This is a genomic window from Janthinobacterium sp. BCJ23, from assembly GCF_059617945.1.
This window is the reverse complement of the sequence record NZ_JCAQAW010000005.1, coordinates 376,598-402,130: the sequence shown is the minus strand read 5'-3', so window position 1 is coordinate 402,130 and position 25,533 is coordinate 376,598. Positions and strand designations below refer to the sequence as shown.

The 25,533-nt window shown below is 64.3% G+C and carries 23 protein-coding genes; 15 read left to right on the top strand and 8 right to left on the bottom strand.

Going from position 1 to position 25,533, the window contains the following annotated elements; all coding sequences use genetic code 11:
* Positions 1-54: 54 nt before the first annotated feature.
* The 4 genes from AC54AG_RS18760 to pdxR form a co-directional block, all read right to left on the bottom strand.
* Positions 55-717, bottom strand: coding sequence for a uracil-DNA glycosylase (locus AC54AG_RS18760; RefSeq protein WP_496631250.1), 663 nt, complete (start codon positions 715-717; stop codon positions 55-57).
* Positions 718-861: 144 nt separating this feature from the next.
* A complete protein-coding gene (gene lipA / locus AC54AG_RS18755; protein WP_034752483.1) occupies positions 862-1,869 on the bottom strand; it encodes a lipoyl synthase in 1,008 nt (335 codons plus the stop codon).
* A gap of 37 nt (positions 1,870-1,906) precedes the next feature.
* Entirely contained in the window at positions 1,907-2,611 is a 705-nt protein-coding gene (gene lipB, locus AC54AG_RS18750; protein WP_034752485.1) for a lipoyl(octanoyl) transferase LipB, read from the bottom strand.
* A gap of 75 nt (positions 2,612-2,686) precedes the next feature.
* Positions 2,687-4,159 (bottom strand): MocR-like pyridoxine biosynthesis transcription factor PdxR, encoded by a 1,473-nt coding sequence (pdxR, locus tag AC54AG_RS18745; protein ID WP_496631249.1) that lies wholly within the window; start codon positions 4,157-4,159, stop codon positions 2,687-2,689.
* A 124-nt stretch (positions 4,160-4,283) separates the two neighbouring features.
* Here pdxR and AC54AG_RS18740 point away from each other — a divergent pair, with 124 nt between their 5' ends.
* On the top strand, positions 4,284-5,492 hold the full coding sequence (locus AC54AG_RS18740) for a multidrug effflux MFS transporter (RefSeq protein ID WP_496631248.1): 1,209 nt from the start codon (positions 4,284-4,286) through the stop codon (positions 5,490-5,492).
* Here the strand turns inward: AC54AG_RS18740 and yfcF are convergent.
* The gene (yfcF, locus tag AC54AG_RS18735; RefSeq protein ID WP_496631247.1) at positions 5,443-6,081 is read right to left on the bottom strand and encodes a glutathione transferase; all 639 of its coding nucleotides are present in this window, start codon (positions 6,079-6,081) and stop codon (positions 5,443-5,445) included. The two genes, AC54AG_RS18740 and yfcF, sit on opposite strands and share 50 nt — an antisense overlap.
* 108 nt (positions 6,082-6,189) lie before the next feature.
* Here yfcF and gcvA point away from each other — a divergent pair, with 108 nt between their 5' ends.
* Positions 6,190-7,095, top strand: a complete 906-nt coding sequence (gcvA, locus tag AC54AG_RS18730) for a transcriptional regulator GcvA (RefSeq protein WP_034752490.1) — start codon at positions 6,190-6,192, stop codon at positions 7,093-7,095.
* Here gcvA and AC54AG_RS18725 read toward each other — a convergent pair.
* The 3 genes from AC54AG_RS18725 to AC54AG_RS18715 form a co-directional block, all read right to left on the bottom strand.
* Positions 7,088-7,384, bottom strand: a complete 297-nt coding sequence (locus AC54AG_RS18725; protein ID WP_034752493.1) for a DUF493 family protein — start codon at positions 7,382-7,384, stop codon at positions 7,088-7,090. The two genes, gcvA and AC54AG_RS18725, sit on opposite strands and share 8 nt — an antisense overlap.
* 316 nt (positions 7,385-7,700) lie before the next feature.
* Positions 7,701-9,425, bottom strand: coding sequence for a DUF6600 domain-containing protein (locus AC54AG_RS18720; RefSeq protein WP_496631246.1), 1,725 nt, complete (start codon positions 9,423-9,425; stop codon positions 7,701-7,703).
* A 103-nt stretch (positions 9,426-9,528) separates the two neighbouring features.
* Positions 9,529-10,170, bottom strand: a complete 642-nt coding sequence (locus tag AC54AG_RS18715; protein ID WP_319991935.1) for a LysE family transporter — start codon at positions 10,168-10,170, stop codon at positions 9,529-9,531.
* A 193-nt stretch (positions 10,171-10,363) separates the two neighbouring features.
* On the opposite strand from AC54AG_RS18715, the gene AC54AG_RS18710 reads away from it, so the two are divergent.
* From AC54AG_RS18710 to ccoG, 13 genes are all read left to right on the top strand, one after another.
* The gene (locus AC54AG_RS18710; RefSeq protein WP_034752497.1) at positions 10,364-11,311 is read left to right on the top strand and encodes a DUF808 domain-containing protein; all 948 of its coding nucleotides are present in this window, start codon (positions 10,364-10,366) and stop codon (positions 11,309-11,311) included.
* Between the two features lie 84 nt (positions 11,312-11,395).
* A complete protein-coding gene (yiaA, locus tag AC54AG_RS18705) occupies positions 11,396-11,827 on the top strand; it encodes an inner membrane protein YiaA (protein WP_034752499.1) in 432 nt (143 codons plus the stop codon).
* Between the two features lie 45 nt (positions 11,828-11,872).
* Positions 11,873-13,981, top strand: a complete 2,109-nt coding sequence (locus AC54AG_RS18700) for an EAL domain-containing protein (RefSeq protein WP_072456125.1) — start codon at positions 11,873-11,875, stop codon at positions 13,979-13,981.
* A gap of 195 nt (positions 13,982-14,176) precedes the next feature.
* Positions 14,177-15,844, top strand: a complete 1,668-nt coding sequence (locus AC54AG_RS18695) for a methyl-accepting chemotaxis protein (protein ID WP_331778142.1) — start codon at positions 14,177-14,179, stop codon at positions 15,842-15,844.
* Between the two features lie 24 nt (positions 15,845-15,868).
* Positions 15,869-17,317, top strand: coding sequence for an oxygen-independent coproporphyrinogen III oxidase (gene hemN / locus AC54AG_RS18690; protein WP_496631245.1), 1,449 nt, complete (start codon positions 15,869-15,871; stop codon positions 17,315-17,317).
* Positions 17,318-17,326: 9 nt separating this feature from the next.
* Positions 17,327-18,094, top strand: a complete 768-nt coding sequence (locus AC54AG_RS18685; protein WP_319991938.1) for a sulfite exporter TauE/SafE family protein — start codon at positions 17,327-17,329, stop codon at positions 18,092-18,094.
* A gap of 22 nt (positions 18,095-18,116) precedes the next feature.
* Positions 18,117-20,555, top strand: a complete 2,439-nt coding sequence (locus tag AC54AG_RS18680) for a heavy metal translocating P-type ATPase (protein WP_496631244.1) — start codon at positions 18,117-18,119, stop codon at positions 20,553-20,555.
* Between the two features lie 2 nt (positions 20,556-20,557).
* Complete coding sequence (gene ccoS / locus AC54AG_RS18675; RefSeq protein WP_034752510.1) at positions 20,558-20,734, top strand: cbb3-type cytochrome oxidase assembly protein CcoS; 177 nt, start codon at positions 20,558-20,560, stop codon at positions 20,732-20,734.
* Between the two features lie 221 nt (positions 20,735-20,955).
* Complete coding sequence (ccoN, locus tag AC54AG_RS18670; RefSeq protein WP_034752511.1) at positions 20,956-22,383, top strand: cytochrome-c oxidase, cbb3-type subunit I; 1,428 nt, start codon at positions 20,956-20,958, stop codon at positions 22,381-22,383.
* 15 nt (positions 22,384-22,398) lie between these two features.
* Entirely contained in the window at positions 22,399-23,013 is a 615-nt protein-coding gene (gene ccoO, locus AC54AG_RS18665; RefSeq protein ID WP_034752513.1) for a cytochrome-c oxidase, cbb3-type subunit II, read from the top strand.
* A gap of 1 nt (position 23,014) precedes the next feature.
* Complete coding sequence (locus AC54AG_RS18660) at positions 23,015-23,218, top strand: cbb3-type cytochrome oxidase subunit 3 (RefSeq protein ID WP_034752515.1); 204 nt, start codon at positions 23,015-23,017, stop codon at positions 23,216-23,218.
* Positions 23,211-24,131 (top strand): cytochrome-c oxidase, cbb3-type subunit III, encoded by a 921-nt coding sequence (gene ccoP / locus AC54AG_RS18655; protein WP_034752517.1) that lies wholly within the window; start codon positions 23,211-23,213, stop codon positions 24,129-24,131. Before AC54AG_RS18660 ends, ccoP begins: the two co-directional genes overlap by 8 nt.
* A gap of 4 nt (positions 24,132-24,135) precedes the next feature.
* Entirely contained in the window at positions 24,136-25,518 is a 1,383-nt protein-coding gene (gene ccoG, locus AC54AG_RS18650; RefSeq protein WP_496631243.1) for a cytochrome c oxidase accessory protein CcoG, read from the top strand.
* Positions 25,519-25,533: the final 15 nt, after the last annotated feature.

Genomic DNA, 25,533 nt, shown 5'->3' with positions numbered 1-25,533 from the left:
GACAGCGGCAGGGAGCAACGCCTGCCGCTGTCGGTTGCCGTACTATTTCATGACTTATCCCCAGATGATGGGCGCCTGGCCATGCACCTGCAAATAGGCGTTGGCCTGGCTGAATGGCTTGCTGCCAAAGAAACCTTTGCTGGCCGACAATGGCGAGGGATGCGGCGCCGCCAGCACCAGGTGTTTGCCGGGATCGATCAGGGTGCGCTTGGCTTGCGCATAGCCGCCCCACAGGATGAACACGAGATGCTCGCGCTCGGCGGACAGGTAGCGGATGGCGCTGTCCGTCAATTTCTCCCACCCTTTGCCCGCGTGCGAACCGGCCGCCCCCGCGCGCACCGTCAGCACGCTGTTGAGCAGGAATACGCCTTGCTCGGCCCAGTCAGACAAATCCGTGCGCGTGCGCGCCACGCCCATGTCGCTGTGCAATTCCTTGAAGATATTTTGCAGGCTAGGCTGCGGCGGCGTGCCATCGGGAATCGAGAAGCACAGCCCCATGGCCGCACCGGGCGTGTGATACGGATCTTGCCCCAGGATCACGACCTTGACTTGCTCGAACGGCGTCAGGTCGAACGCGCGGAAGATCGTTTTACCCGGCGGAAAACACGGCCCCGCCGCATACTCTTGCTTCACGAAGGCGGCCAGGCGTTCCCAGTAAGGCTGGGCAAACTCGCCCTCCAGCCGCACCTTCCACGATGCGTCGATGCGTACGTCCATGCGTCACCTCATAGCTTATCCGTCAACCATGCTTTTTCAGCATGCCAGTATAGGACGCTCAGCCGCATGAGGTGGGCACGATACGAACAGGCAAAAAAAAAACCGCCCGGCTAAAGCGGACGGTTTTTGATACAACTCAAGTGCTTAGAAATTCAGCGCTGATTCCACGCCGGCGCTGTGCGCCTGTTCATCCGCGTGGTACGAGCTGCGCACCATGGCGCCGACGGCGGCGTGGGTGAAGCCCATCTTGTACGCTTCTTCTTCGAACATCTTGAAGACGTCCGGGTGCACGTAGCGGCGCACGGGCAAGTGGCTGTTCGATGGCGCCAGGTACTGGCCGATGGTCAGCATGTCGATGTCGTGCTCGCGCATGTCGCGCATGACTTGCAGGATTTCCTCGTCCGTCTCGCCCAGGCCCACCATGATGCCGGACTTGGTTTTCACGTCCGGATACATGGCCTTGAAGTCTTTCAGCAGCTTCAGCGAGTGCATGTAATCGGAACCGGGACGCGCTTCCTTGTACAGGCGCGGCGCCGTTTCCAGGTTGTGGTTCATGACATCAGGCAAGCCATCCTTGAACAACAGCAACGCTTTTTCCAGGCGGCCGCGGAAGTCCGGCACCAGCACTTCGATGCGGGTGTTCGGCGACAGGGCACGCGTTTGCTGGATGCACTCGACGAAATGGCCGGCGCCGCCGTCGCGCAAGTCATCGCGGTCGACGGAGGTGATGACGACGTAGTTCAAACGCAGCTTGGCGATGGTTTTCGACAAGTTGGCCGGCTCTTCCTTGTCCAGCGGATCCGGACGGCCGTGGCCGACGTCGCAGAACGGGCAGCGGCGCGTGCACTTGTCGCCCATGATCATGAAGGTGGCCGTGCCCTTGCCAAAGCACTCGCCGATGTTCGGGCAGCTGGCTTCCTCGCACACCGTGACGAGTTTGTTTTCGCGCAGGATGTCCTTGATTTCATAGAAACGGGTCGAGGCCGACGCGGCCTTGACGCGGATCCAGTCCGGCTTTTTCAGGCGCTCGACTTGCTCGATCGGAATGATCTTGATCGGGATGCGCGACGTCTTGCTGGCGCCTTTTTGCTTTTCGCTCGGGTTGTAGGCGGGAGCGGCGGGGGCGGTGCTGGAAATGGTCTCAGAAGTCATGGCTGCAAGCCCTTAACGGGCATGTTGGTTTGTTTGCTCAGGCATCCGCTGCCTGAGGCGCGCCTGCGGCGCTGTTTGCTTCGCTTACATCGAGTAATACGGTCAATTCATGGGCCAGGGCCCGCTGCACTTCGGCCAGCGGCGCCACCACGCCCATGCTGCGCATGTCCACCGTCTTCAGTCCGGAATAGCCGCAAGGGTTAATCCAGGAAAACGGCGCCAGGTCCATCGCCACGTTGAGCGATACGCCATGGTAGGTGCAGCCGTTGCCGCGCACTTTCAAGCCCAGCGCGGCGATCTTCGCACCCTTGTCTGGTCCGCCGGCAATATAGATGCCAGGCGCGCCATCGATGCGCTCGCCAGCGAGATTATACGCCGCCAGCACGTTGATGATGGCTTGCTCGATTTTATGCACGAACTGGCGCGCATACAGCTTGCCGCCCGGCTTGTTGCGGCGCAAGTCCATCAGCAGGTAAATCACCACCTGGCCGGGGCCGTGGAACGTCACTTCGCCGCCACGGTCCGTCTGCACCACGGGAATCGCGTCCGCTCCGGCCAGCAGATGGCCGCGGTCGGCCGCCAGGCCCAACGTAAACACGGGCGGATGCTCGACGATCCACAGTTCGTCGCGCGTGTCCGTCGTGCGCGCGTCGGTAAAGGTGCGCATGGCGGCAAAGGTGGGCTCGTAATCGACGCGGCCCAGCTCGCGGATCAGCGCCGTTTCGGTGCGGGTGGTGGTCATGACAGATTCTGTAATCAGCTGCCGGCGCCCTGCGGACGCTGCGGCGAAGCCGTGATTATAAGCCAGGCGGCCGTTTCATTCAGCCGTGGGCTCCGGCAACAGCAGCAATCTGCCCAATTTTTGTGCAGCGTGGCGTACCTGGGCCAGGCTCAAGGCCGTATAACCGAGCAGCACGGCCGGTGCCAGCCTGGCGCCATGGCAAAAGTCGCCGAGCGGCTGCAGCGCCAGCCCTTCCTGCGCGGCGCGCGCGCAAAACACCCGTTCATCGCTGTCTGGCGGCAGCCACAGCACGCAATGGAAACCCGCCTGCTGTCCCGTGATCGTGTAGCGGCTGGGCGCGGTCTGCTCGAGACAGGCCAGCAACAGGTCGCGCCGCTCCTTGTAGGCCAGGCGCGCCTGGCGCAAGTGGCGCACGAAGGCGCCTTCCTCCATCCAGGCGGCCAGCGCCAGCTGTTCCGTCACGCCCACGGAGCGGCCCGTCAACTGCACGATGCGCAGCAGTTGCGGGCGCAAAGCGGGCGGCAGCACCATGAAGCCCACGCGCAGGCCGGCAAACAAGGTTTTATTAAAACTGCCACAGTAAATCACGCGCTGGTACTGGTCCAGCGCCTTCAGGGCCGCCAGCGGCGCGCTGTGGTAATTGAATTCGCTGTCGTAATCGTCTTCCACCACCCAGGCGCCATTGTCGTTCGCCCATTCCAGCAAGGCCAGGCGGCGCGTGACGGACATGGTCACGCCCAGCGGCGACTGGTGCGCCGGCGTCACGTAGGCGAGGCAGGCATCCGCGTGCGCGGCCAGGGCGGCGCAATCGATGCCTTCGGCGTCGACGGCAATGTCCACGGGCACGGCGCCCGCGAGCGCGAACAGGGCGCGCGCGGCCGGGTAGCCCGGATCTTCCAGGCAGACTTTATCGCCGTCGCGCACGATGCCGCGCGCCAGCAAGTCGATCGCGTGGCGGATACCGGTCGTGACGACGATATCTTGCGGGTCGCAGCGGATGCCGCGGTACTTGGCGAGGAAGTCGGCGATCTGCTGGCGTAGCTGGGGCAGGCCGGCCGGCTCGGCGCTGCACAGCTGCTCCGGCGTGACGGCGGCCAGTGCCCGCGTGGCGCATTTGGACCAGGCGGCCATGGGAAACAGGCTGGCGTCGGCGCGCCGCGCAACAAACGGCAAGCCGTCGCGCACGCCCGTGTCCGAAGCGGGAGCCGGCGCCACAGCCAGCGTGGCCGGAGCGGCATCGCCAAAGCCTGCCATCAAGAAACGTTCCGGCACCACGGCGCACACGCGCGTGCCGGAGCCGGGCACACGGGTCACATACGCTTCCGCGTGCAAGCGGTCGAACACGGTTTCGATGGTGCCGCGCGACAACTCCCACCGTTCGGCCAGGGTGCGGCTGGACGGCAAACGGCTGCCCGCCGGCAGCATCTTCGTCAGGATGGCCGAGCGCAGCGCTTCATACGCGCCATCCTGCTTGTTGACGCCCTCCTTGTCGAGCCAGCTGGTCGGGCGAGGCAAGTCCAGGGCGTGCGGTGATTTTCCTCGCGGCATGATAATCGTCCAAGTGGTCCAATGAGTTTTCTGATGAGTGGCACTTCGCATTACACCACAACCATCCTACTCTCACCGTTCCGGTGCGCCAGGGGGGCGCACGCTTGAAGGGATCGTATAAACAATGCAGAAACAAATCGCTGTATGGGCCTGGGGCGGCATCGTGCTGCTGCTGGTCTGCCTGTCGCGCATCAGCATCGACATCTATTTGCCTTCGCTGCCGGCCATGGCCGATGCCCTGCATGCCAGCGATGCGCAGTTGCAATTGACCTTGAGCCTGTTCATGGCCGGCTCGGCCGCCTCGATGCTCGCTTGCGGGCCGCTGGCCGACCGCTACGGACGCCGCCCCGTGCTGCTGGCCGGCACGGGCATTTTTGTACTCGCCAGCATCGTCTGCACGGTGACCACCGACGTCCACGTGCTGATCGCCGCGCGCGTGCTGCAGGCGTTCGGCGGCTGCAGCGGCACCATCATCGGCCGGGTCATGGTGCGCGACCGCTTCGATCCCGCCACGCAGGCGCGCATGCTGGGGAAAATCTCGGTGGTGATGGGCTTGTCGCCTATCCTCGCGCCGCTGGCCGGCAGCGTGCTCGACGCGGCATTCGGCTGGCGCGCCGTGTTTGGCGTGCTGTGCCTGCTGGGGGCGCTGTCGCTGGGGCTGATCGCCGCGTATGTGCCGGAAACCAGGCCGGCCAGCGTCGTACCACAAGGACATACCCTGGCGCTGTACCGCCGCCTGCTGGGCGATGCGTATTTCCTGCGCTATGCGCTGGCCATCGGCTGCGTGTATTGCACGTATTTCCCGTTCATCGCGGAATCGTCCGTGCTGTTGCAAAGAGGCATGCATCTGTCGCCGCACGCATATGCGCTGGTGTTCGCGCTGACGGTCAGCGGCTATATCGCGGGCTCGAGCCTGTTCCGCGCCCTGGGACCGCGCCTGGGCGCCGATTACATGCTGGGCGTGGCGGTGCTGATCAATGTGGCGGGCGCGGCCAGCCTGTTGCTGGCGGGTACGTTGGCACCGCGGCACGTGGCGTCGCTGGTGGCGCCCATGCTGCTGGTGATGGTGTCGGTGGGCATGGCCATTCCCGCCTGCCAGCTGGCCGTGCTGCAGCCGTATGGCGACCAGGCGGGCAGCGCCTCGGGCCTGTTCTTCTTCGTGCAGATGCTCATCACGGCCGCTTGCGGCGCCGTCATCGCCGCCATCACGGACGGCAGCGAAAAGCCGCTGCTGTGGGTGACGGCGGCGGCCAGCGCGGCCTTTGCCCTCGTGTGGCGGCTGACTAAGCCAGTTGCGGCGGCGGCACCTGCGCCAGCCACTGCTGCACGCTAGCGCGCTGCCACTGGGCCAGCGCATAGTCGCGCAGGGCAGGGGGCACGGGCTCGCCGCTCTTGATCAAACGCAACAGCATCAGGGCCAGGTCCGTATCGGCGATGCTCCAGGCGCCAGCCAGGTAGTCACCGTGCACAAGTTCGCCTGCGATCTGCAGCAGCTTGGCGGCCGCGGCCTGCGCCGCCGGCGACAGCGGCGCATGGTCCGCGCGGGGCGGGTGGAACACGACGGTGGAATCGCGCTCGTTGCGCAGCGCCAGCAGATCGCTGCGCAGCCATGCCTGCACTTGCCGCGCCCGCGCCCGCTGGCGTACGTCGCGCGGCAGCACCGATGGATAGTCGGGCGCGGCAAAGACGTCGTCGAGATAGTCGGCGATCGCGTTTGATTCCGTCAGGACAAAGCCGGCATGCTCGATGGCGGGCACGCGCTGCGTCAGGCTCAGAGTGCTGAACGGCGGCTGGCGCGCCGCGCCCGCGTCCAGGTCGACGTCCTGCACGGTGAAGGAAACCCGCTTTTCGCTCAGAGCGACAAAGGCGGACAGGGCGTACGGGCTGATGCGGTTGCGGTCGATATACAAAATGAGGGACATGGCGGATTCCTGTGGATAAGTGAACAGGATTCATCATAAAGCGCCGTGTGAAGCTAACAAAACGAGTTATATTCGTTGTTGTTGTTACTTTTATTCACATCAAACGCCATGTCCAGACTGCCTAATTTTTCAGCATTGCGCGCCTTCGAGGCGGCCGCCCGCCACGGTAATTTTTCGCGCGCGGCCGAGGAGCTGCACCTGACGCATGGCGCCATCAGCCACCAGGTGCGCAAGCTGGAAGAAGAGCTGGGCTTGCCGCTGTTCCTGCGCAACGGCCGCCACGTGACGGTCACGCCGCAGGGACGGCAATTTGCGCTGGTGCTGGGCAAGGCTTTTACGGAGATCGCCACGGCGGCGCAAGCGCTGCGGCCCGCGCCCGCCAATACGCGGCTGACGATCACGGCGATTCCCTCGTTTGCGGCGCGCTGGCTGGCGCCACGCCTCGGGCATTTCATCGAACGCCATCCCGGCATCGAAGTGGTGCTGCAAACGAGCGGCGCCCTGCAGGACCTGGAAGGCGAGGGCATCGACGTGGGGATCCGCTTCGGCCGCGGCCATTATCCGGGCCTGCTGGTGCAGCCGCTGATGGGTGACGTGTATTACCCCGTCTGCAGTCCCCATTACCGGGGCGGCAACTTGCCGGCCACGCCGGGCGAACTGGCGCAGGCGACCTTGCTGCGCTCGCTCGAACCGTGGCGTCCATGGCTGGCGGCGGCCGGCTTGCCATTGGCCGAACCCGTGGGCGGCGTACTGTACGAGGATTTGTCGATGCTGATACGCTCGGCCATCGATGGCGACGGCGTGGCGCTGGTGCGCCATGTGGTGGCGCTGCAGGAGGTGGCGGCGGGGCGGCTGGTGCGCCTGTTCGACATGGCCGTGCCCTGCGCCGACGCGTATTACCTGGTCAGCCCGCCCGCTGCGGCGCAGCGCGAGCCCGTGCGCGCCTTCCGTGCCTGGCTGGGCGAAGAAATCGCCGCCTTCCAGGCACGCGAAGCGCCCACCTTGCTTACATGACGATCTTGACCATCGGGTGGCCCGACAGCGCCGTGTACAGGGCGTCGAGCTGCTCGCGGCTGATGGCGCGCACGGTGACGGTCAGGCCCGTGTAATTGCCCTTGCCCGATGGGCGCTCTTCCATGCGGCCCGCGTGGAAGGTCGGATCGTGGCTGATGACCAGCTCGAGCATGGTCGGCGCGAAATCGACATGCGTCGGGCCCATGATCTTGATGGGAAAATCGCTCGGGTATTCGATCAGCGATTCGCTAGGGGGAATCGTCACTTCGGTCGGTGGGGTCGTTTGCATGGGAAATCCAATCAGTGCCGGTCAGAACAGGCAGCGCTTATCGCGCGGCGGCTGCATAAAAGCGTATTGTAGCCAACTTTGAGGGCGGCTGCGCCAGCCGCCATGGCGCAGACGGCAAGGCAAAAAAAAAGCCAGCTGGGTAAGCTGGCGGAAAACTATTTCGTTTGGACAAAATAGCCGGAAAAGCGATGCTGTCACTTGGAGGATAAGCAGTGGTCGTACTGTAGACAAACGACGGCGGCTTTACCTCCGGTATGTGACGAACTGCGCATTTCGCGGCGTGAATGTCGATACGGGGCGACAGACGGCGCGGCCGTCAGCGCTCCACTTCCTGCATCCGGCCATTGCGGCCGGGACCGCCGCGCTCGTTGTTACGCTCATGGTTGCGCTCACGCGGCGGATTGGCGCGCTCGGCACCGCGCACCTCCTGGGACGGACGGGCGGCCGGGGCAGGCATCGGCGGCGGCGCAGGCCGCGGCTGGGCCACGGGCGGCGGGGCAGGCAAGGACGGCGGCGGCGCCGTCTGCAGCACCTCGCGGCGGGGAGCACGCTCGGCGCGGGGCCGCTCCTCGCCACGCCACCCGGGGCGGGCCACATGATCTTGCACGGGCGGCAAGGCCGGCATCGCCGGCATCAGGGGCTGCGGCGGCACCGGCGGCTGGGCCGGCACGGGCGGCCGGTTCGGCTGCATGGGACGCGGCGCCATGTGCGTCAGTCCATCGTCCGTCTGCAAGCGGCCGGGACGGTTCACCCAGTCGCGCCGGGGCTCCCTCGGCTCGGCGGGACGCTGCCAGTTGCCAGCCGGCGCAGGCGCCGTGCTCAACGGCAAGCTTTGCATGACGGGCGGCGGCATGGTGGTGCGGTTGCGGCGCGGCACGTCGACCGTGCGCGAGCCGCCAAAACGCTCGCCGGGCAGCATCGTCATGCCTTCGCGCCGTTCGCGCTCGCCCGCCATGGGGCGGCGCCCCTCGGCCATCCGGTTGATGCGGCGTTCATAGTCCGCGCTGGCGCGGTAGCCGGGCACGTAGCGCTCGTGCGGCGACAAAGGAAACCAGCCGACGCCGGGGCGCTGGCCATGCTGTGGTCCGTTATGTGGTCCATGATTACCGCCGACCCAGCCCACCAGCGCCGGCGCCCAGGGCACGCGGCCGCGTTCGCGGCCCGGCGCCCAGCCCCAGCGGTGGCCCAGCAGCACCCAGCGGCCGTAGTGCGAGGGCGCATAGCCCCACGGCGCATTGTCGACCCAGGTCCAGCCCCACGGCGCGATCCACGTCCAGCGCCCGTCGCTGTACGGCGCCCAGCCGGCCGGGACCGCGCTGGGCAGCCACAGGGGGCCGTATTGCGCGTCTTCCTGCCAGGCGCCGTAGCGGTCCAACTCTTCATAGCCGGTCGTATCGTCGGTGACATAGCGCAAGGCCGGCGCGGCGGCGGGCAAGGCTTCGGGCCAGTTGTCGAAGGCGATCCGGTGCAAGGCGCCCGTGCGCAATTCCTCGTCCGTCAGCTCGGCGCGCTTGCCTGCGCGCAAGGTCACGCTGCCTGTCGCGCCATCCACGTCGGCCGCGCCGTCGAGCACGCTGACGACGCTGGCGCCGGGCTGGCGGCCCGCCTCGATGCGCACCCAGCCCGGCTGGGTCAGGATCACGCGGGCCTGGGCGGTGGTCAGCTCGAAGCCGCGCAGCGCATCGGGATTGCGCACGCGCACGCTGACCGTGCCATAGCTGAGGTGCAATTTGAAACTGTCGTCATCGAGCTCGCTCACTTCCAGTTCGGAATCGCCATCGAGGCGCACGGCGGCCGCGCCCACGCGAAACTCGGCCAGCGCGCCGCGCATGGTGCTCAAACGGTTATCCGTCGTGACGGGCCAGTTCAGCAGGGCGTTTTGCGCGTCGCCATCGCCGGCGCGCACCAGCACCTGCCCTTCGACGGTGGAAATACGCCCCACGCGGGCGGGCGGATCCTCGGCCAAGGCCAGGGAACACGCCGACGACAGCAGCACGGCGCACACGGTGTTGAGCAGAGGGAAAGACAGGATAGGACGCATGGCAGCGCTCCAGGCAGGACTTACAAGGACAACATGCTCCGATTACATCCGCATCAGGCGGACATCGCAAGCGGGCTTACAAATGTTTGCATATTGACTTCGTTCAGGATGTCGTCTGGCCGCCGCGCTTGACGAAGAACAGGGCCGCGCCGACGGCCATCAGCAAGCCGCCAAAGAAGCGGTTCTGCTTTTTCACGGCCTTGGCGTCGCGGAAAAAGCGCTGCATTGACGAGGCGAGGAAGGCATAGCTGTGCATGACGATCTGGTCGATCGTGCACATGGTGACGGCCAGGATCAGCAGTTGCGGCAGCAAGGGCGCGGTAGGGCTGATGAATTGCGGCAACACCGCCACCATGAAGATGATGCCCTTCGGGTTCGTCACGTTCGTCAAAAAACCCGTCAGCACGCGCCGGCGCCAGGACGGCACCACGGCGTCGGCGTGCAGGTCGCCGGCCACCGCCACCTTGGCGCGCCACTGCGACAGGCCCAGGTAGATCAGGTACAGGGCGCCCACCGTCTTGACGATATTGAACGCCACTTCGGAAGCCAGCAGCAAGGAGCCCACGCCGGCGCCGGCGATACCGAGCACCACCAGCAGCCCCAGTTGCAGGCCGAGAATCGTGGCGCTGGCCTTTTTCACCCCGTACGACAGGCCGTGCGACATCGACAGCACGGCGCCCGAGCCGGGCGAGACGGCGATGATGGAGGCGGCGACGACAAAGGTGATCCAGGTGGCAAATGGCATGCGGTTTCCAAAAAAATGGGAATGAGAGGCAATTTTAACCCGCTCAGTGCGGCCTTGCCGGCCCGCCCTGAGGTAAGATCGCAGTCATGCCTTACCTAGGCCATCCCTTGCCGTACAACCAAGAATAACATCATGAAAAACAACACTTTCCTCGCTCCCCGATTCCCTGTCACCAAAGCGGGAGCGCGCTGAGATGGCCGGCTCCAGCCTGTTGGCCCTGCTCGACGACATCGCCAGCATCCTCGATGACGTTTCCCTGATGACCAAAGTGGCCGCCAAGAAGACGGCCGGCGTGCTCGGTGACGACCTGGCCCTGAACGCACAGCAAGTGGCCGGCGTGCGCGCCGAACGCGAATTGCCCGTCGTCTGGGCCGTCGCCGTCGGTTCGCTGAAGAACAAGGCCATCCTCGTGCCCGCCGCGCTGGCCATCAGCGCGTTTGCGCCATGGGCCATCACGCCGCTCTTGATGGTGGGCGGCGCCTACCTGTGCTTCGAGGGTTTTGAGAAGATCGCGCATAAATACCTGCATCCGGACGACAGCCACAAGGCCGAGCTGGCCCAGGCGCTGCGCGACCCGCAGGTCGACCTCGTCGCGCTGGAAAAAGACAAGATCAAGGGCGCCATCCGCACCGATTTCATCTTATCGGCGGAAATCATCGTCATCGCGCTGGGCACGGTGGCCGCGGCCACCTTCGCCGAGCAGGTGGCTGTCGTCGTCGGCATCGCCCTCATCATGACGGTCGGCGTGTACGGCCTGGTGGCCGGTATCGTCAAGCTCGACGACGCGGGCTTTTACCTGGCGGCGCGCAAGGGCGCGGGCGCGCTGATGGATGGCGTGCGCGGCTTTGGCCGCATGCTCGTGTCGGCGGCGCCGAAACTGATGAAATTTCTCTCCGTCGTGGGCACCCTGGCCATGTTCATGGTCGGCGGCGGCATTCTGACGCACGGCTGGCCGTGGGCCAGCGGCATGCTGCATCACGCGGAAGCAGCCGTCGGCGGCGTGGCCGGCATCGGCCCCGTGCTGGCAGCCGTCACGCCCAGCCTGATCAACGCGGTAGCCGGCCTCATCGCCGGTGGCCTGGTGCTGGCCGGCGTCACGGCCGTGTCGGCTTTGTTGCGCATGGTCAAGCCAAGCAAATAGGCTTTCTGGTCTGATGGGGCGGCAGGCGCATCCGTGCCTGCCGCCCCGGCCATGCCGGCGGCGCCGTCCGTCCATGGAGACCCTATGCAGACTTCCCCCATCCAACGCCCCAGTAGCGCCTTTATCGGCGCCTCCTGGGCGGCATTGCTGATCGGCGTCATCACCTATCTGTCCGGCCTGTGGAACACCAGCATGGCGCTCAACGAGAAGGGCTATTACTTCACGATCCTCATGTACGGCCTGTTCGCCGCCATCTCGCTGCAAAAATCCGTGCGCGACCGCGCCGAAGGCATCGCCGTGACGGGCATCTATTTCGGCCTGTGCTGGATTTCCGTCCTGCTGGCCTTGCTGCTGCTGACGGTCGGCCTGTGGAACGCCACCCTGCAGAACAGCGAGAAGGGTTTCTATGCGATGGCATTCCTGCTCAGCCTGTTTGCCGCCGTGGCCGTGCAAAAGAATGTGCGCGACGTGGCGCGCGCCTCGGCCGCGACGCCCGCCGAGATACCGGGAACTTAAACACCAGCCGCGTATCTATCCTTGTATCCATCTCAGGAGAGGACGATGAGCGACCAGCAAAAACGTTTGCAGATGGCGCTGGAGGCGGCGCACATGGCGATCTGGGATTCGCGCCTCATCGACGGCCAGGTCATCGACGGCACGGTCAGCTGGTCGGCCAAGGGGGCTGCCTTGCTGGGCCTGGAAGAGCGGGCCCTGACACAGCCATTTCGCACCTTTCTCGGCTTCGTCCATGTGGATGACCAGGGCCCGCTGCTCGAGGTGATGCAGGAAGCCGTGCGCCAGCGCGACGGCTACGCCCTGCAATACCGCGTCGTCTGGCCCGATGGCAGCGAACGCTGGCTGGCGGCCAAGGCGCAAGTGTTCACGGATGCGGATGGCCAGCCCGACCGCACCCTGGGCATCATCTGGGATATCACCGAGCACATGCTGCGCGAACTGCTGATCGCCGAGCGCAAGGAACTGGCCGAAGTGACACTCAGCTCCATCGGCGACGGCGTCATCACCACCGATCCGTACGGCAAGACACGCTACCTGAACCGGGTGGCCGAGCAATTGACGGGCTGGAGCAACGAACTGGCACGCGGCATGGATATCAGCCAGACCTTGCCGCTGGTCGACGAACGCACGGGCGAAGCGCTCGAACACGTGGCATACAAATGCCTGCAGCAGCGCCAGGCCATCGGCATTTCAGCGCATTCGCAGCTGGTCACGCGCGATGGACGGCACATCGCCGTGGAAGACTCGGCCGCGCCGATCTGGTCGCGCGACGGCGACATCCTCGGCGCCGTCGTCGTGTTCCGCGACGTCAGCCATGAGCGCAAGCTGAGCCAGCAACTGTCGTGGCACGCCACGCACGATACCCTGACGGGCCTGATCAACCGGCGCGAATTCGAACACCTGGTTGCCGGCGCCCTGCACACGGCCAAGCAGGATGGCCACGTGCATGCGCTGCTGTACCTGGACCTGGACCAGTTCAAGGTCATCAACGATACCTGCGGCCATGGCGCCGGCGACGTGCTGCTGCAGCTGCTGGCGAAAATGCTGCAGGCACAAATGCGCGACAGCGACATCCTCGCGCGCCTGGGCGGCGACGAACTGGGCGTGCTGTTGCCGCACTGTCCGCTCGACCATGCACGCCAGATCGGCGAACAGCTGCGCCAGTCCATCCGCGATTTCCGTTTCGCCTGGGATAGCCGCAGTTTTGAGCTGGGCGTGAGCATCGGCATGGTCGAAATCAGCCAGGACAGCAAGTCCATGAGCGAGCTGCTGAGCGCCGCCGACCAGGCCTGCTACCTGGCCAAGGAGCAGGGCCGCAACCGCATCCATGTCTACCAGGAGTCCGACGTCATGCTGGCCCAGCGGCACGGCGAAATGCTGTGGATTTCGCGCCTGAACGAAGCGTTCGCCCACGATTACTTCCGCCTGTACGCCATGCCCATCGTGCACCTGAACGACAGCCAGGAACACCACGACGAAGTGCTGATCCGCATCCGCAACAGCCAGGGCGACCTGATCTTGCCGGGCGCCTTCATCCCCGCCGCCGAGCGCTACGACATGATGCTGTCCATCGACCGCTGGGTCATCCGTGCCGTCTGCGCGCATATCGAGAGCGTGCGCGACAGCCTGCCGCCGATCGAAGCGATGGCGGAAAGCCGGCGCCGCGCACCGGCCCTGTATTCCGTCAACCTGTCGGGCATGTCGCTGGCCGATGCCGGCTTGCACGACTACATCACCGAGCAGTTCGTGCAATTCGCCATCGCGCCCGAGCAGCTCTGCTTTGAAATCACGGAAACGGCCGTTATCGCCAACCTGCCCAAGGCACAAGTGTTCATGCGCCAGCTCAAGGCCATGGGCTGCCGCTTCTCGCTCGACGACTTCGGCAGCGGCTTTTCCTCGTTCGGCTACCTGAAGGCCCTGCCCGTCGACTATCTGAAGATCGACGGCGTCTTCGTGCGCGACATCGCCAGCAACGCCATCAACCGCGCCATGGTCAAGGCCATCAATGAAGTGGGCCACGTGATGGGCTTGAAAACGGTGGCCGAATACGTGGAAGACGAAGCCACCCTGGCCGTCATCCGCGAGCTGGGCATCGACTACGCGCAAGGCTACGCCGTGGGCAGCCTGCGCCCGCTGACGGCGGGCGTGGATTAGCCACCAACGGCAACCAGTAGCTTTAAAACAATGCCGCATTGCTATCGCTAAATGCGTGCAAGCACGACCAATCTGGAGGATTTTGATCTACATCAATAAATTTGCGCAGGCGACTCCTTACACTGATCTCCATTCTTGCAATCGTGCAAGTCTTACTCACCAATTAGCTATTCAACTGATCAGGAAGCCGCGACCATGCGACAAAATTTGCCAGTGACTAACCGTGAAGTCCTCGTCCTGGACGATCAGGCCATCGTGTCGAAAACGGATATGAACGGCAATATCGTGTATGTGAATCCGTACTTCAGCCAGGTCAGCGGCTTCAGCGAGGCCGAGCTGCTCGGTTCGCCTCAGAACATCGTGCGCCACCCGGACATGCCGGCCGAAGCGTTTGCCGACCTGTGGGCCTCGGTCCAGGCCGGCACGCCGTGGACGGGCCTGGTCAAGAACCGCTGCAAGAACGGCGATTTTTACTGGGTGCGCGCCAACGTCACGCCCATCCGCGAAGCGGGCAAGACCATCGGCTACATGTCCGTGCGCGTGAAAGCGGACAAAGATCAGGTGAAAGCGGCCGAGGAAGCCTACGCGGCCATCCGCAACAAGGAAGGCGGCAACATCATCATCAAGCACGGCCAGATCGTGCGCCCGGGCTTGGCGCACCTGCTGCACAACCTGACGCACATGTCGCTCAACCTGCGCATCTGGGCCGCCACCTCCATCGTCAACTGTCTGCAACTGCTGGTGTGCGTCATCAGCCTGTTCGCCAGCGGCGGCAAGATCACCAATTACGCCATCTTCGGCGCCACCCTGTTCGGCTTCCTGATCAACGTCTTCCTCTGGTACACCTTGCGCATGTCCGTGCTCAAGCCGCTGGGCAAGGCCCTGAACGGCGCGCGGGCGATTGCCGCCGGCGACCTGTCGGGCAGTTTCGAGACGGACAGCACGGATGAAATGGGGCAATTGCTGCGCGCGCTGCAACAGATGAACAGCAACCTGATCGCCACCATCCGCGACGTGCGCATCAACGTGGAAACCATGGCCGTGGCCACCAGGCAAATTGCCGTCGGCAATATGGACCTCTCGGGCCGCACGGAATCGCAGGCGGCCAGCCTGGAAGAGACGGCTTCGAGCATCGAGGAATTCTCGTCGACCGTGAAACAGAACGCGGACAATTCGGTACAGGCAAATGAACTGGCCGTGGCTGCCTCGAAAGTGGCCGTGCAGGGCGGCGAGATCGTCTCCGAAGTGATCACCACCATGGACGACATCAACACCTCGTCGAAGAAAATCGTCGACATCATTGGCTTGATCGAAGGCATCGCCTTCCAGACCAACATCCTGGCCCTGAACGCGGCCGTGGAAGCGGCGCGTGCCGGCGAGCAGGGCAGGGGCTTTGCCGTCGTGGCGGGCGAAGTGCGCAACCTGGCGCAGCGCTCGTCCGTGGCGGCCAAGGACATCAAGCAACTGATTGAAATTTCCGTCGGCAAGGTGGGTGCCGGCATGCTGCAGGTGAACCGCGCCGGCGCCACCATGGAACAGGTGGTCAGCTCCGTCAAGCAGGTGACGGCCATCATGCAGGAAATTTCCATTGCTTCGCGCGAACAGAGCATCGGCGTCGACCAGGTCAACCAGGCCATCGCCCATATGGACCAGGTGACGCAGCAGAACGCGGCCCTCGTGGAAGAAGCCGCCGCGGCCGCCACGCGCCTGGCGGAAGAAGCGGCCAGCCTGTCGCAAGCCGTGAGCCTGTTCAATTTCGGCAAGATGCCGCCACCGCGCCGCGTCGCCACGCCCGGCGGCAAGTCGGGTGCTGCGGGTGCCGCGAATGCCGGCAAACCCGCCATGAAACGCCTGGCCGCCTAAACCTTTCAAGACTTCATACACATCATGCCTACACTACTCAGCAGTGCTTCCGCCGACCTGGACGCCGTCGTCGAATTCGACCCGGTCATCATCGGCAAGATGAGCCAGTCCGGCCCCCGCTACACGTCCTACCCGACCGCCGACCGTTTCCATGCCGACTTTGGCTATGGCAACTTCCTCGAAGCGCTGGCCGCCCTGCGCATGCGCGGCGGCCGCCGTCCGCTGTCGCTGTACGTGCACGTGCCGTTCTGCGACACCCTGTGCTACTACTGCGCCTGCAACAAGATCATCACGAAAGACCGCAGCAAGGCCGCCACCTATCTCAGCTATTTAAAGCAGGAAATCGCCATGCAGGGCAAGCTGTTTGCCGGCATGAACCAGATCGAGCAATTGCACTTCGGCGGCGGCACACCCACCTACCTGAGCGAAAAGCAGATGGACGAACTGATGGCGCACCTGCGCCAGCATTTCGAGTTCGCTTCCGATGAAGACGGCGAGTATTCGATCGAGATCGATCCGCGCACCGTGTCGCGCGAACGCGTGTTTTCGCTGCGCGCGCAAGGTTTCAACCGCATCAGCCTGGGCGTGCAGGATTTCGACGCCGACGTGCAGAAGGCCGTCAACCGCATCCAGCCGGAAGCGGAAACGGTAGCCATCATGCAGGCGGCGCGCGACGCCGGTTTCCGCTCGATCAGCATCGACCTGATCTACGGCTTGCCGAAGCAAAACCTGGAAACGATGACCGAAACCCTGCGCAAGGTGATCAACGCCAGCCCGGACCGCATCGCCCTGTACCACTACGCGCACATGCCGCATCTGTTCAAGCCACAGCGCCGCATCCTCGACGCCGACATGCCCGACAGCGCCACCAAGCTGGCGATGCTGGGCCTGTGCATCGCGCGCCTGACGGCCGCCGGCTATGTCTACATCGGCATGGACCATTTTGCCAAGCCGACGGACGACCTGGCCGTGGCGCAGCGCCAGGGCCGTTTGCACCGCAATTTCCAGGGCTATTCGACGCGCGCGGAAGCGGACCTGATCGCCTGCGGCGTGTCGGCCATCAGTTCCGTCGGCGCCGTCTACAGCCAGAATGAAAAGACGCTCGACGCGTACTATGAAAAGCTCGACGAAGGCGTGCTGCCGATCGCGCGCGGCATCAAGCTCGACACGGACGATTTGTTGCGCCGTATCATCATCCAGATGCTGATGTGCAATTTCGAATTGTCGATCGCCAGTATCGAGCAAGCACACCCCGTGAAATTCCGCAGCTATTTCGCCGCCGAGCTGGACAAGCTGCGCGAACTGGCCCGTGACGGCTTGCTCGTCATCGAGGAAGACTGGCTGACGGTGACGCCGAAAGGGCGCTTGTTGATTCGCAATATCTGCATGGTCTTCGACCGCTACCTGACCCTGGCGCGCGCGAACACGGCGCCCGACGCGGTGCAGCCGCTGCGCTACTCGAAAACGGTGTAGCGCCACGCGATGAACGCCCTCAGCCTCGTGCCCATGTTCCTCGTCGGCCTGGCCGGCAGCGTGCACTGCATCGGCATGTGCGGCGGCATCGTGGGCGCGTTGTCGCTGGGCGGCGGCGCACCGGCCCCAACACGGCCCGTGATCGCCATCGCCGTGGCACGGCCGGCATTGCAGACAACCTTGCAAACGAACGTGCTGCGCGTGCTGGCCTACAACGGCGGGCGCATCGGCAGTTACATGCTGGCCGGCGCCCTGGCCGGCAGCCTGGCGGGCGCGGGCATGCTGCACCTGGCGTCACTGCAAGTGGCCGGCTACTGGCTGGCCAACCTGATGCTCGTTGCCTTGGGCCTGTACCTGATGGATGCCTGGCGCGGCCTGGCCCATCTGGAAGCGGCCGGCAACGTCGTCTGGCGCCGCGTGCGCCCCCTGCTCAAACCGTTGATGCCCATGGATACGCCGTTAAAAGCGCTGGCCGTGGGTGGGCTGTGGGGATGGGTGCCGTGCGGCATGGTCTATAGCGCGCTGCTGACGGCCATGATGCAGGGCTCGGCCCTGAACGGCGCGGCCACGATGGCCGCCTTCGGCCTGGGCACCCTGCCCACTTTGCTGGGCATGGGTTTGCTGGGCACGCGCTTGCGCACGCAGATGCAGCGCCGTCCCGTGCGCATCGCCAGCGGCTTGCTGGTGCTGGGCTTTGGCCTGCTGGGCCTGCTGCGCGCCGCGAATGGCGTCTCGCTGGGCTGGCTCGATGCCCTGTGCGTCACGGGCCATCCATGAAAAGACGCATGAAAACAAACCTATGAATGCTGTTTTACAACCCTCCGCCTGCTTCCATTGCGGCTTGCCCGTGCCAAGCGGCTCGAGCTGGAACGTCACCATCGACGACGTGCCGCGCGCCATGTGCTGCCCCGGCTGCGAAGCGGTGGCGCAAACCATCGTCGACATCGGCCAGAGCGCGTATTACCGCGACCGCGACGAATATGCCGTCAATGCGGCCGATGCGACCATGGTACCGCCCGAACTGCGCCTGTACAGCAATGACGACGCGCAATTCGCGCGCGACGCCAGCAGCTGCGAAGCGACCCTGTCCGTCGAAGGCATCCGCTGCGCCGCCTGCGTCTGGCTGATCGAGCGTCAACTGACGCGCCTGCCCGGCGTGCAGGCGGCCAGCCTGAACGTCGCCACCGAGCGCCTGTACGTGCGCTGGAGCCGCGCCCAGTGCGAGCCGGGCGACATCCTGCAAGCTGTGCGCCAAGTCGGCTACACGGCCTATCCGTATGACGCCGTGCGCCATGGCGAGCGCCTGCAAAAAGCCAGCAAGACCCTGGGCCGCCAGCTGTTCGTGGCCGGCCTGTCGATGATGCAGGTGATGATGTACGTGGCGCCCGCCTACCTGGCCGAGGATGGCACCTTGGACGACAATATGGCCAGCCTGATGCGCTGGGCCAGTTTGCTGCTGACCCTGCCCGCCATCTGTTACTCCGCCATGCCATTCTTCCAGGGCGCCTGGGCCAGCTTGCGCGCGCGCACCCTGGGCATGGACGTGCCCGTCGCACTGGGCATCCTGGCGGCCTTCTTCGGCAGCGTGGTGGCGACCTTTACGGGCCGCGGCGAGGTGTATTACGACTCGGCCACGATGTTCATCTTCCTGCTGCTGTGCAGCCGCTATTTCGAGCTGCAGGCACGCCGCAAGGCCGCTTCCGCGCTCGAACGGTTACAGCACGCCTTGCCTGCCTCCGCGTCCTTGATGGCGGGCTTTCCCGACAACCGCGCCACCACCCTGGTGTCGGCCGGCAGCTTGGCCGTGGGCGACATCATCCTGGTCAAGCCGGGCGAAGCGATCGCCGCTGACAGCGTCATCATCGAGGGGAGCAGTGCGCTGGACCTGTCGCTGCTGACGGGCGAAAGCGCGGCCCAGCGACGCAAGACAGGTGAACAGGTGCCGGGCGGGGCGATCAACGCCAGCGCGGCGCTGATCCTGCGCGTGCTGAAACCGGCACGCGAAAGCACGCTTTCCGATTTATTGAAACTGATCGAGCGGGCCGGCAGCGGCAAGCCGCAGATCGCGCAGTGGGCCGACAAGGTCGCCGCCTGGTTCGTGCTGGGCCTGCTGCTGTTCGCCGTCGCCGTGTTCGCCTTCTGGAGCTGGCACGACCCATCGCAAGCGTGGCCCGTGGCCATTGCCGTGCTGGTTGTCTCGTGCCCGTGCGCGCTGTCGCTGGCCACGCCGACGGCGCTGGCGGCCGCCACCGACAGCCTGCTGCGGCGCGGCGTGCTGATCGTCCAGCCCCACGTCCTGGAAACCCTGCACCGCGCCACCCACGTCGTCTTCGACAAGACGGGCACCTTGACCCTGGGCCGGCCCGTGCTGCGGCAAATCGAGGGGCTCGGCAGCCTGAGCGAGGACGATTGCCTGCAAGTGGCCGCCGCGCTGGAAGCGGGCAGCGCCCATCCGCTGGCGCAGGCGATCCTGGCGGCAGCGGATGGGTTGCCAGGACAGCAACCGCGCGCGCATGCGGAACAGTTGCAGGAAGTGCAAGGCCAGGGCCTGGAAGGCATCGTCGACGGCGTACGCTACCGCCTGGGCAATGCGGCCTTTGTCGCCGCCATCGCCGGGCCGCCGCTGGGCGACACGGCCGTCGGCATGCAGGGCATGACGCCGCTGTACCTGGGCACCCAGGGGCGCTGGCTCACGCGTTTCCTGCTCAGCGACGCGCTGCGCCCGGAAGCGCGCGACGTCGTCGCGTATTTCCACCGGCGCGGCAAGCAGGTCGTGCTGCTCAGCGGCGACCAGGAAGCGCTGACGCAAAGCGTGGCGACGGAACTGGGCATCAATACGGCCTGCGGCGAATGCCTGCCCGATGAAAAGCTCGATTTCGTGCAGCAATTGCAGGCGACGGGCGCCGTCGTGGCGATGGTGGGCGACGGCATCAACGACGCGGCCGTGCTGAGCGGCGCCGACGTCTCCTTCGCCATGGGTTCCGGCGCCGCCCTGGCGCAGGCGCATGCGGACACGGTGCTGCTGTCGAGCCAACTGGTGTCCGTGCTCGACACGGCGAAGACGGCCGCGCGCAGCATGCGCATCATCCGCGAAAACCTGGGTTGGGCTACCCTGTACAATCTGACGGCCATCCCGGCCGCCGCGCTGGGTTTCTTGAACCCCTGGCTGTCCGGCGTCGGCATGGCTGCCAGCTCGGCCGTCGTCATCGCCAACGCCCTGCGCCTGCGGAAAGCCTGAACATGGAAGCACTGTATCTCCTCATCCCCTTGAGCGTCGTGGTCGTCTTCATCGCCCTGTGGGTGTATTTCACGGCCTCGGACGGCGGCCAGTTCGACGACCTCGTCGGACCTGGCCTGCGCGTGCTGCAGGACGACGACACGCCGCCCCAGCCGGCGCCCGGCGAACCGCATCCCTGACCGCACCAGCCCGGCCGGCGCGTCTGCCCCCAATCCGCCCGGATTGCAGGGATCTTGTATGGCTTTTTTGAGCGGAATTTGACCGAAATACCGCTTTATTTCGATGCCAGTTCGCTACGCTTATTTCATCCGGGGAATTTTGATCCACATCAAAGTTTTTTCACGGTCAAACACTTACTCTCTGGCCACCATCATAAATAGTAATTCCAGGGAGAGTCTTTGTGGATCAATCGCTGAACTATAACTACAAGATCGTGAAGCAATTCGCGGTCGCTACTGTGGTATGGGGCATCATCGGCATGCTGGTTGGCGTTATCATCGCCGCTCAGCTGGCCTGGCCTGCCCTGAACCTCGACATACCATGGCTGACATACGGACGCCTGCGTCCGCTGCACACGAATGCGGTGATTTTCGCCTTCGGCATCTGCGGCCTGTTCGCTACTTCGTACTACGTTGTACAACGCACCTGCCAGGTGCGCCTGTTTTCCGACAAACTGGCCGCCTTCACCTTCTGGGGCTGGCAAGCCGTGATCCTGTGCGCCGTCGTTACCCTGCCCATGGGCATGACGCGCGGCAAGGAATACGCGGAACTGGAATGGCCTATCGCCATCCTCATCGCCGTCGTCTGGATCGCCTACGCCATCGTGTTCTTCGGCACGCTGATCAAGCGCAAGGTCAAGCACATCTACGTGGCCAACTGGTTCTTCGGTGCCTACATCCTGGCCGTGACGATTTTGCACGTGGTCAATGGCGCCGTCATGCCAGCCTCGTTCACGAAATCGTATTCCGCCTATGCGGGCGTGCAGGACGCCATGATCCAGTGGTGGTACGGCCATAACGCGGTGGGTTTCATCCTGACCGCCGGCTATCTGGGCATGGTCTACTACTTCATCCCGAAGCAGGCCGAGCGCCCCGTGTACTCGTACCGTCTATCGATCGTCCACTTCTGGGCACTGATCTTCACCTACATGTGGGCGGGCCCGCATCACCTGCACTACACGGCATTGCCTGACTGGACGCAATCGATCGGCATGGTCTTCTCGCTGGTCCTGCTGGCGCCAAGCTGGGGCGGCATGATCAACGGCATCATGACCCTGTCGGGCGCCTGGCACAAGCTGCGCACCGACCCGATCCTGAAATTCATGATCGTCTCGCTGTCGTTCTACGGCATCGCCACCTTCGAAGGTCCGATGATGTCGATCAAGACCATCAACTCGCTGTCGCACTACACCGACTGGACCGTTGCCCACGTGCATGCGGGCGCTCTGGGCTGGGTGGGCTTCATCACCATGGGTTCGATCTACTACCTGCTGCCGCGCCTGGCTGGCCGCACGCAGATGCACAGCACGCGCCTGGTCGACGTGCACTTCTGGGTGGCCACCATCGGCATCGTGCTGTACATCGCCGCCATGTGGATCGCCGGCGTGATGCAGGGCCTGATGTGGCGCGCGGTCAATCCGGACGGCACCCTGACCTACACCTTTGTCGAGAGCGTGAAAGCGACGTATCCGTACTACGTGGTGCGCGTGGCCGGTGGCCTGCTGTACCTGTCGGGTATGTGCATCATGGGCTACAACACCTGGATGACCCTGCGCGGCAGCAAACTCCCCGTCGCCCGCATTCCGGAACTGAACGCGGCGCACGCCTGATAGGAGCGAAAGCAAATGAAATTTTCACATGCATGGATTGAGAAAAACCCCTGGCTGCTGATCGCCCTGGTCACGGTGGTGATCAGCATCGGCGGCGCCGTCGAGATCGTCCCCCTGTTCTTCCAGAAGAGCACGACGGAACCGGTCGCCGGCCTGAAGCCGTATTCGCCGCTGCGCCTGGCGGGCCGCGACATTTACGTGCGCGAAGGCTGCTACAACTGCCACTCGCAGATGGTGCGTCCGCTGCGCGCGGAAACGGAACGCTATGGCCACTATTCGGTCGCCGGCGAGTTCGTCTATGACCGTCCGTTCCAGTGGGGTTCCAAGCGCACGGGGCCCGATCTGGCCCGCGTGGGCGCCCGCTACAGCGACGAATGGCACCGCACGCACTTGAACAACCCGCGCGACGTGGTGCCCGAGTCGAACATGCCGTCCTACCCCTGGCTGGCGAAGACCAAGCTGGTGCCTGACGAGATCGTGCCGAAGATGCGCGCCCTGAAACGCCTGGGCCAGCCGTACAGCGAGGAAGAAATCGCCGCCGGCCCCGCGCAGCTGCAGGACAAGACGGAAGAAGACGCCCTGGTCGCCTATCTGCAAGGCCTCGGTACATTAATCAAAACAAGGAATTAGCATGGCAATCGAAAACCTGTTTGACAGCGCCAGCAGCGTCATGACGGTGGTTTCCTTTACGACGTTCGTGGGCATCCTGTGGTGGACGTTCAGCCGCAGCAACAGCGACTTCGACGCGGCGGCACGCCTGCCGTTCGCCGACGACGCGCTCGACTATCCGGCCGAGGCCGAGATGAACCTGGCGAAGGAGCATAACCATGGCTGACTTTACCAATGGCTTCTGGAATATCTACATCATCGTGCTGTCCCTGCTGGGCATCATCGGCTGCGGCGTGCTGCTGTACTCGCAGTCGAAAGTGAAAGTGGTCGCCGGCGCCCCTGCCGACGGCACCACGGGCCACGTCTGGGACGAGGACTTGAAGGAACTCAATACGCCGATGCCGCGCTGGTGGATGTGGCTGTTCTACATCACCATCGTCTTCGCGCTGGCCTACCTGTTCCTGTATCCGGGCCTGGGCAACTATGCCGGCAGCCTGGGCTGGAAATCGACGGGCCAGTACGAGGAAGAGCTGAAGAAGGCGGAAGCCGACTACGGTCCCCTGTTCAACAAGTACCTGAGCCAGGACTTGAAGACGGTGGCCGCCGACCCGCAGGCGCAAGCCATCGGCCAGCGCCTGTTCCTGACCTACTGCGCGCAATGCCACGGTTCGGATGCGCGCGGCAACAAGGGCTTCCCCAACCTGACGGACAAGGACTGGCTGTATGGCGGCGAACCCGACATCATCAAGACCACCATCCTGCACGGCCGCAATGGGCAGATGCCTCCGATGGGCGCCGCCCTCGGCTCCGAAAAGGATGTCGAGAACGTGGCCCATTATGTGCTGAGCCTGTCGGGTTCGACCTCGGATCCCGTCAAGTCCGTGCTGGGCAAGGCCAAGTTTGGCGCCTGCATGGCCTGTCATGGCGCCGATGCGAAGGGCAACCAGATGCTGGGCGCGCCGAACCTGACGGACAAGGTCTGGCTGTACGGCGGCAGCGCCGATACCATCATGGAAACCGTACGCAAGGGACGCAGCAACACCATGCCGGCCTTCAGCGATTTCCTCGGCGAATCCAAGGTGCACGTGCTGTCGGCGTATGTCTGGAGCCTGTCGAATCCTCAGACGCCCGTGAAATGATGTAATGGAACCTCAAGTCATCAAGATGTATGCGGCCCGCGAGCAGATCTACCCTCGCGAGGCCAAAGGACGCTACGCTACCTGGCGATGGGTATGCGTATGGCTTACCCAGCTCGCGTTCTACGGCTTGCCGTGGTTGACCTGGAATGGCAGGCAAGCCCTGCTGTTCGACTTGACCACGCGCAAGTTCTACATTTTCGGCGTCGTGCTGTGGCCCCAGGATTTCATCTATCTAGCGGCCCTGCTGATCATCTGTGCGTATTTGTTGTTCCTCGTCACGGCCATTGCCGGGCGGGTGTGGTGCGGGTTCTCTTGCCCGCAAACGGTATACACGGAAATTTTCCTGTGGGTCGAACGCCGCATCGAGGGCACGCGCAGCGCGCGCATGGCCCTCGACAAGCAAGGCCCGTCCGTGCGCAAGGCGTTCAAGAAGACGGCCAAGCACCTGGTGTGGGGCGCCATCGCCCTGTGGACGGGCTTTACCTTTGTCGGCTACTTCACGCCGATCAAGGAACTGGCGCGCGAGGTGACCACCCTGAATTTCGGTCCCTGGGAATGGTTCTGGGTCTTGTTCTACAGCCTGGCAACCTACGGCAACGCGGGCTGGCTGCGCGAGCAGGTGTGCAAATACATGTGTCCCTATGCGCGCTTCCAGAGCGCCATGTTCGACCAGGACACCCTGATCATCACCTACGATGCCAAGCGCGGCGAACCACGCGGCGCCATGAGCAAGAAGGCCGGCCACAACGACAAGCTGGGCGATTGCATCGACTGCACCCTGTGCGTGCAGGTGTGTCCGACCGGCATCGATATCCGCAACGGCCTGCAGTATGAATGCATCGGCTGCGCCGCCTGCGTCGATGCCTGCAACAGCGTGATGGACAAGGTCGAGCGGCCGCGTGGCCTGATACGCTACAGCACCGACCATGCGATGGAAAACAACTTCAATTCGAAGCAGATACGCCAGCGCGCCATGCGCCCGCGCGTCTTGATCTACACTTCCATCCTGGCCCTGATCATCATCGCCGTATGTACCTCGCTGGCCCTGCGCACGCCCCTGAAAATGGACGTGATCCGCGACCGCGGTTCGATGGGACGCGAAGTGGAAGACGGCATGATCGAAAACGTCTACCGCCTGCAGATCATGAACACGTCCGAGCAAAGCCAGCATTTCAAGATCAGCGCTTCCGGCTTGCCGGGCCTGACCTTGCTGACGCGCGAAGAAGTGACCTTGCAGCCGACGGAAACGCTGGGCTGGCCGATCCGCCTGCGCGTGCCGCACGGCGTGGGCGAGAAGGGCTCGAACAAGATTGCGATCGAATTGCAATCGCTGGACGACCCGTCGCTGCATGTGCGTGAAAGCGCGGTCTTCATCGTGCCGCGTTAATGCAGGAAGGCCGGT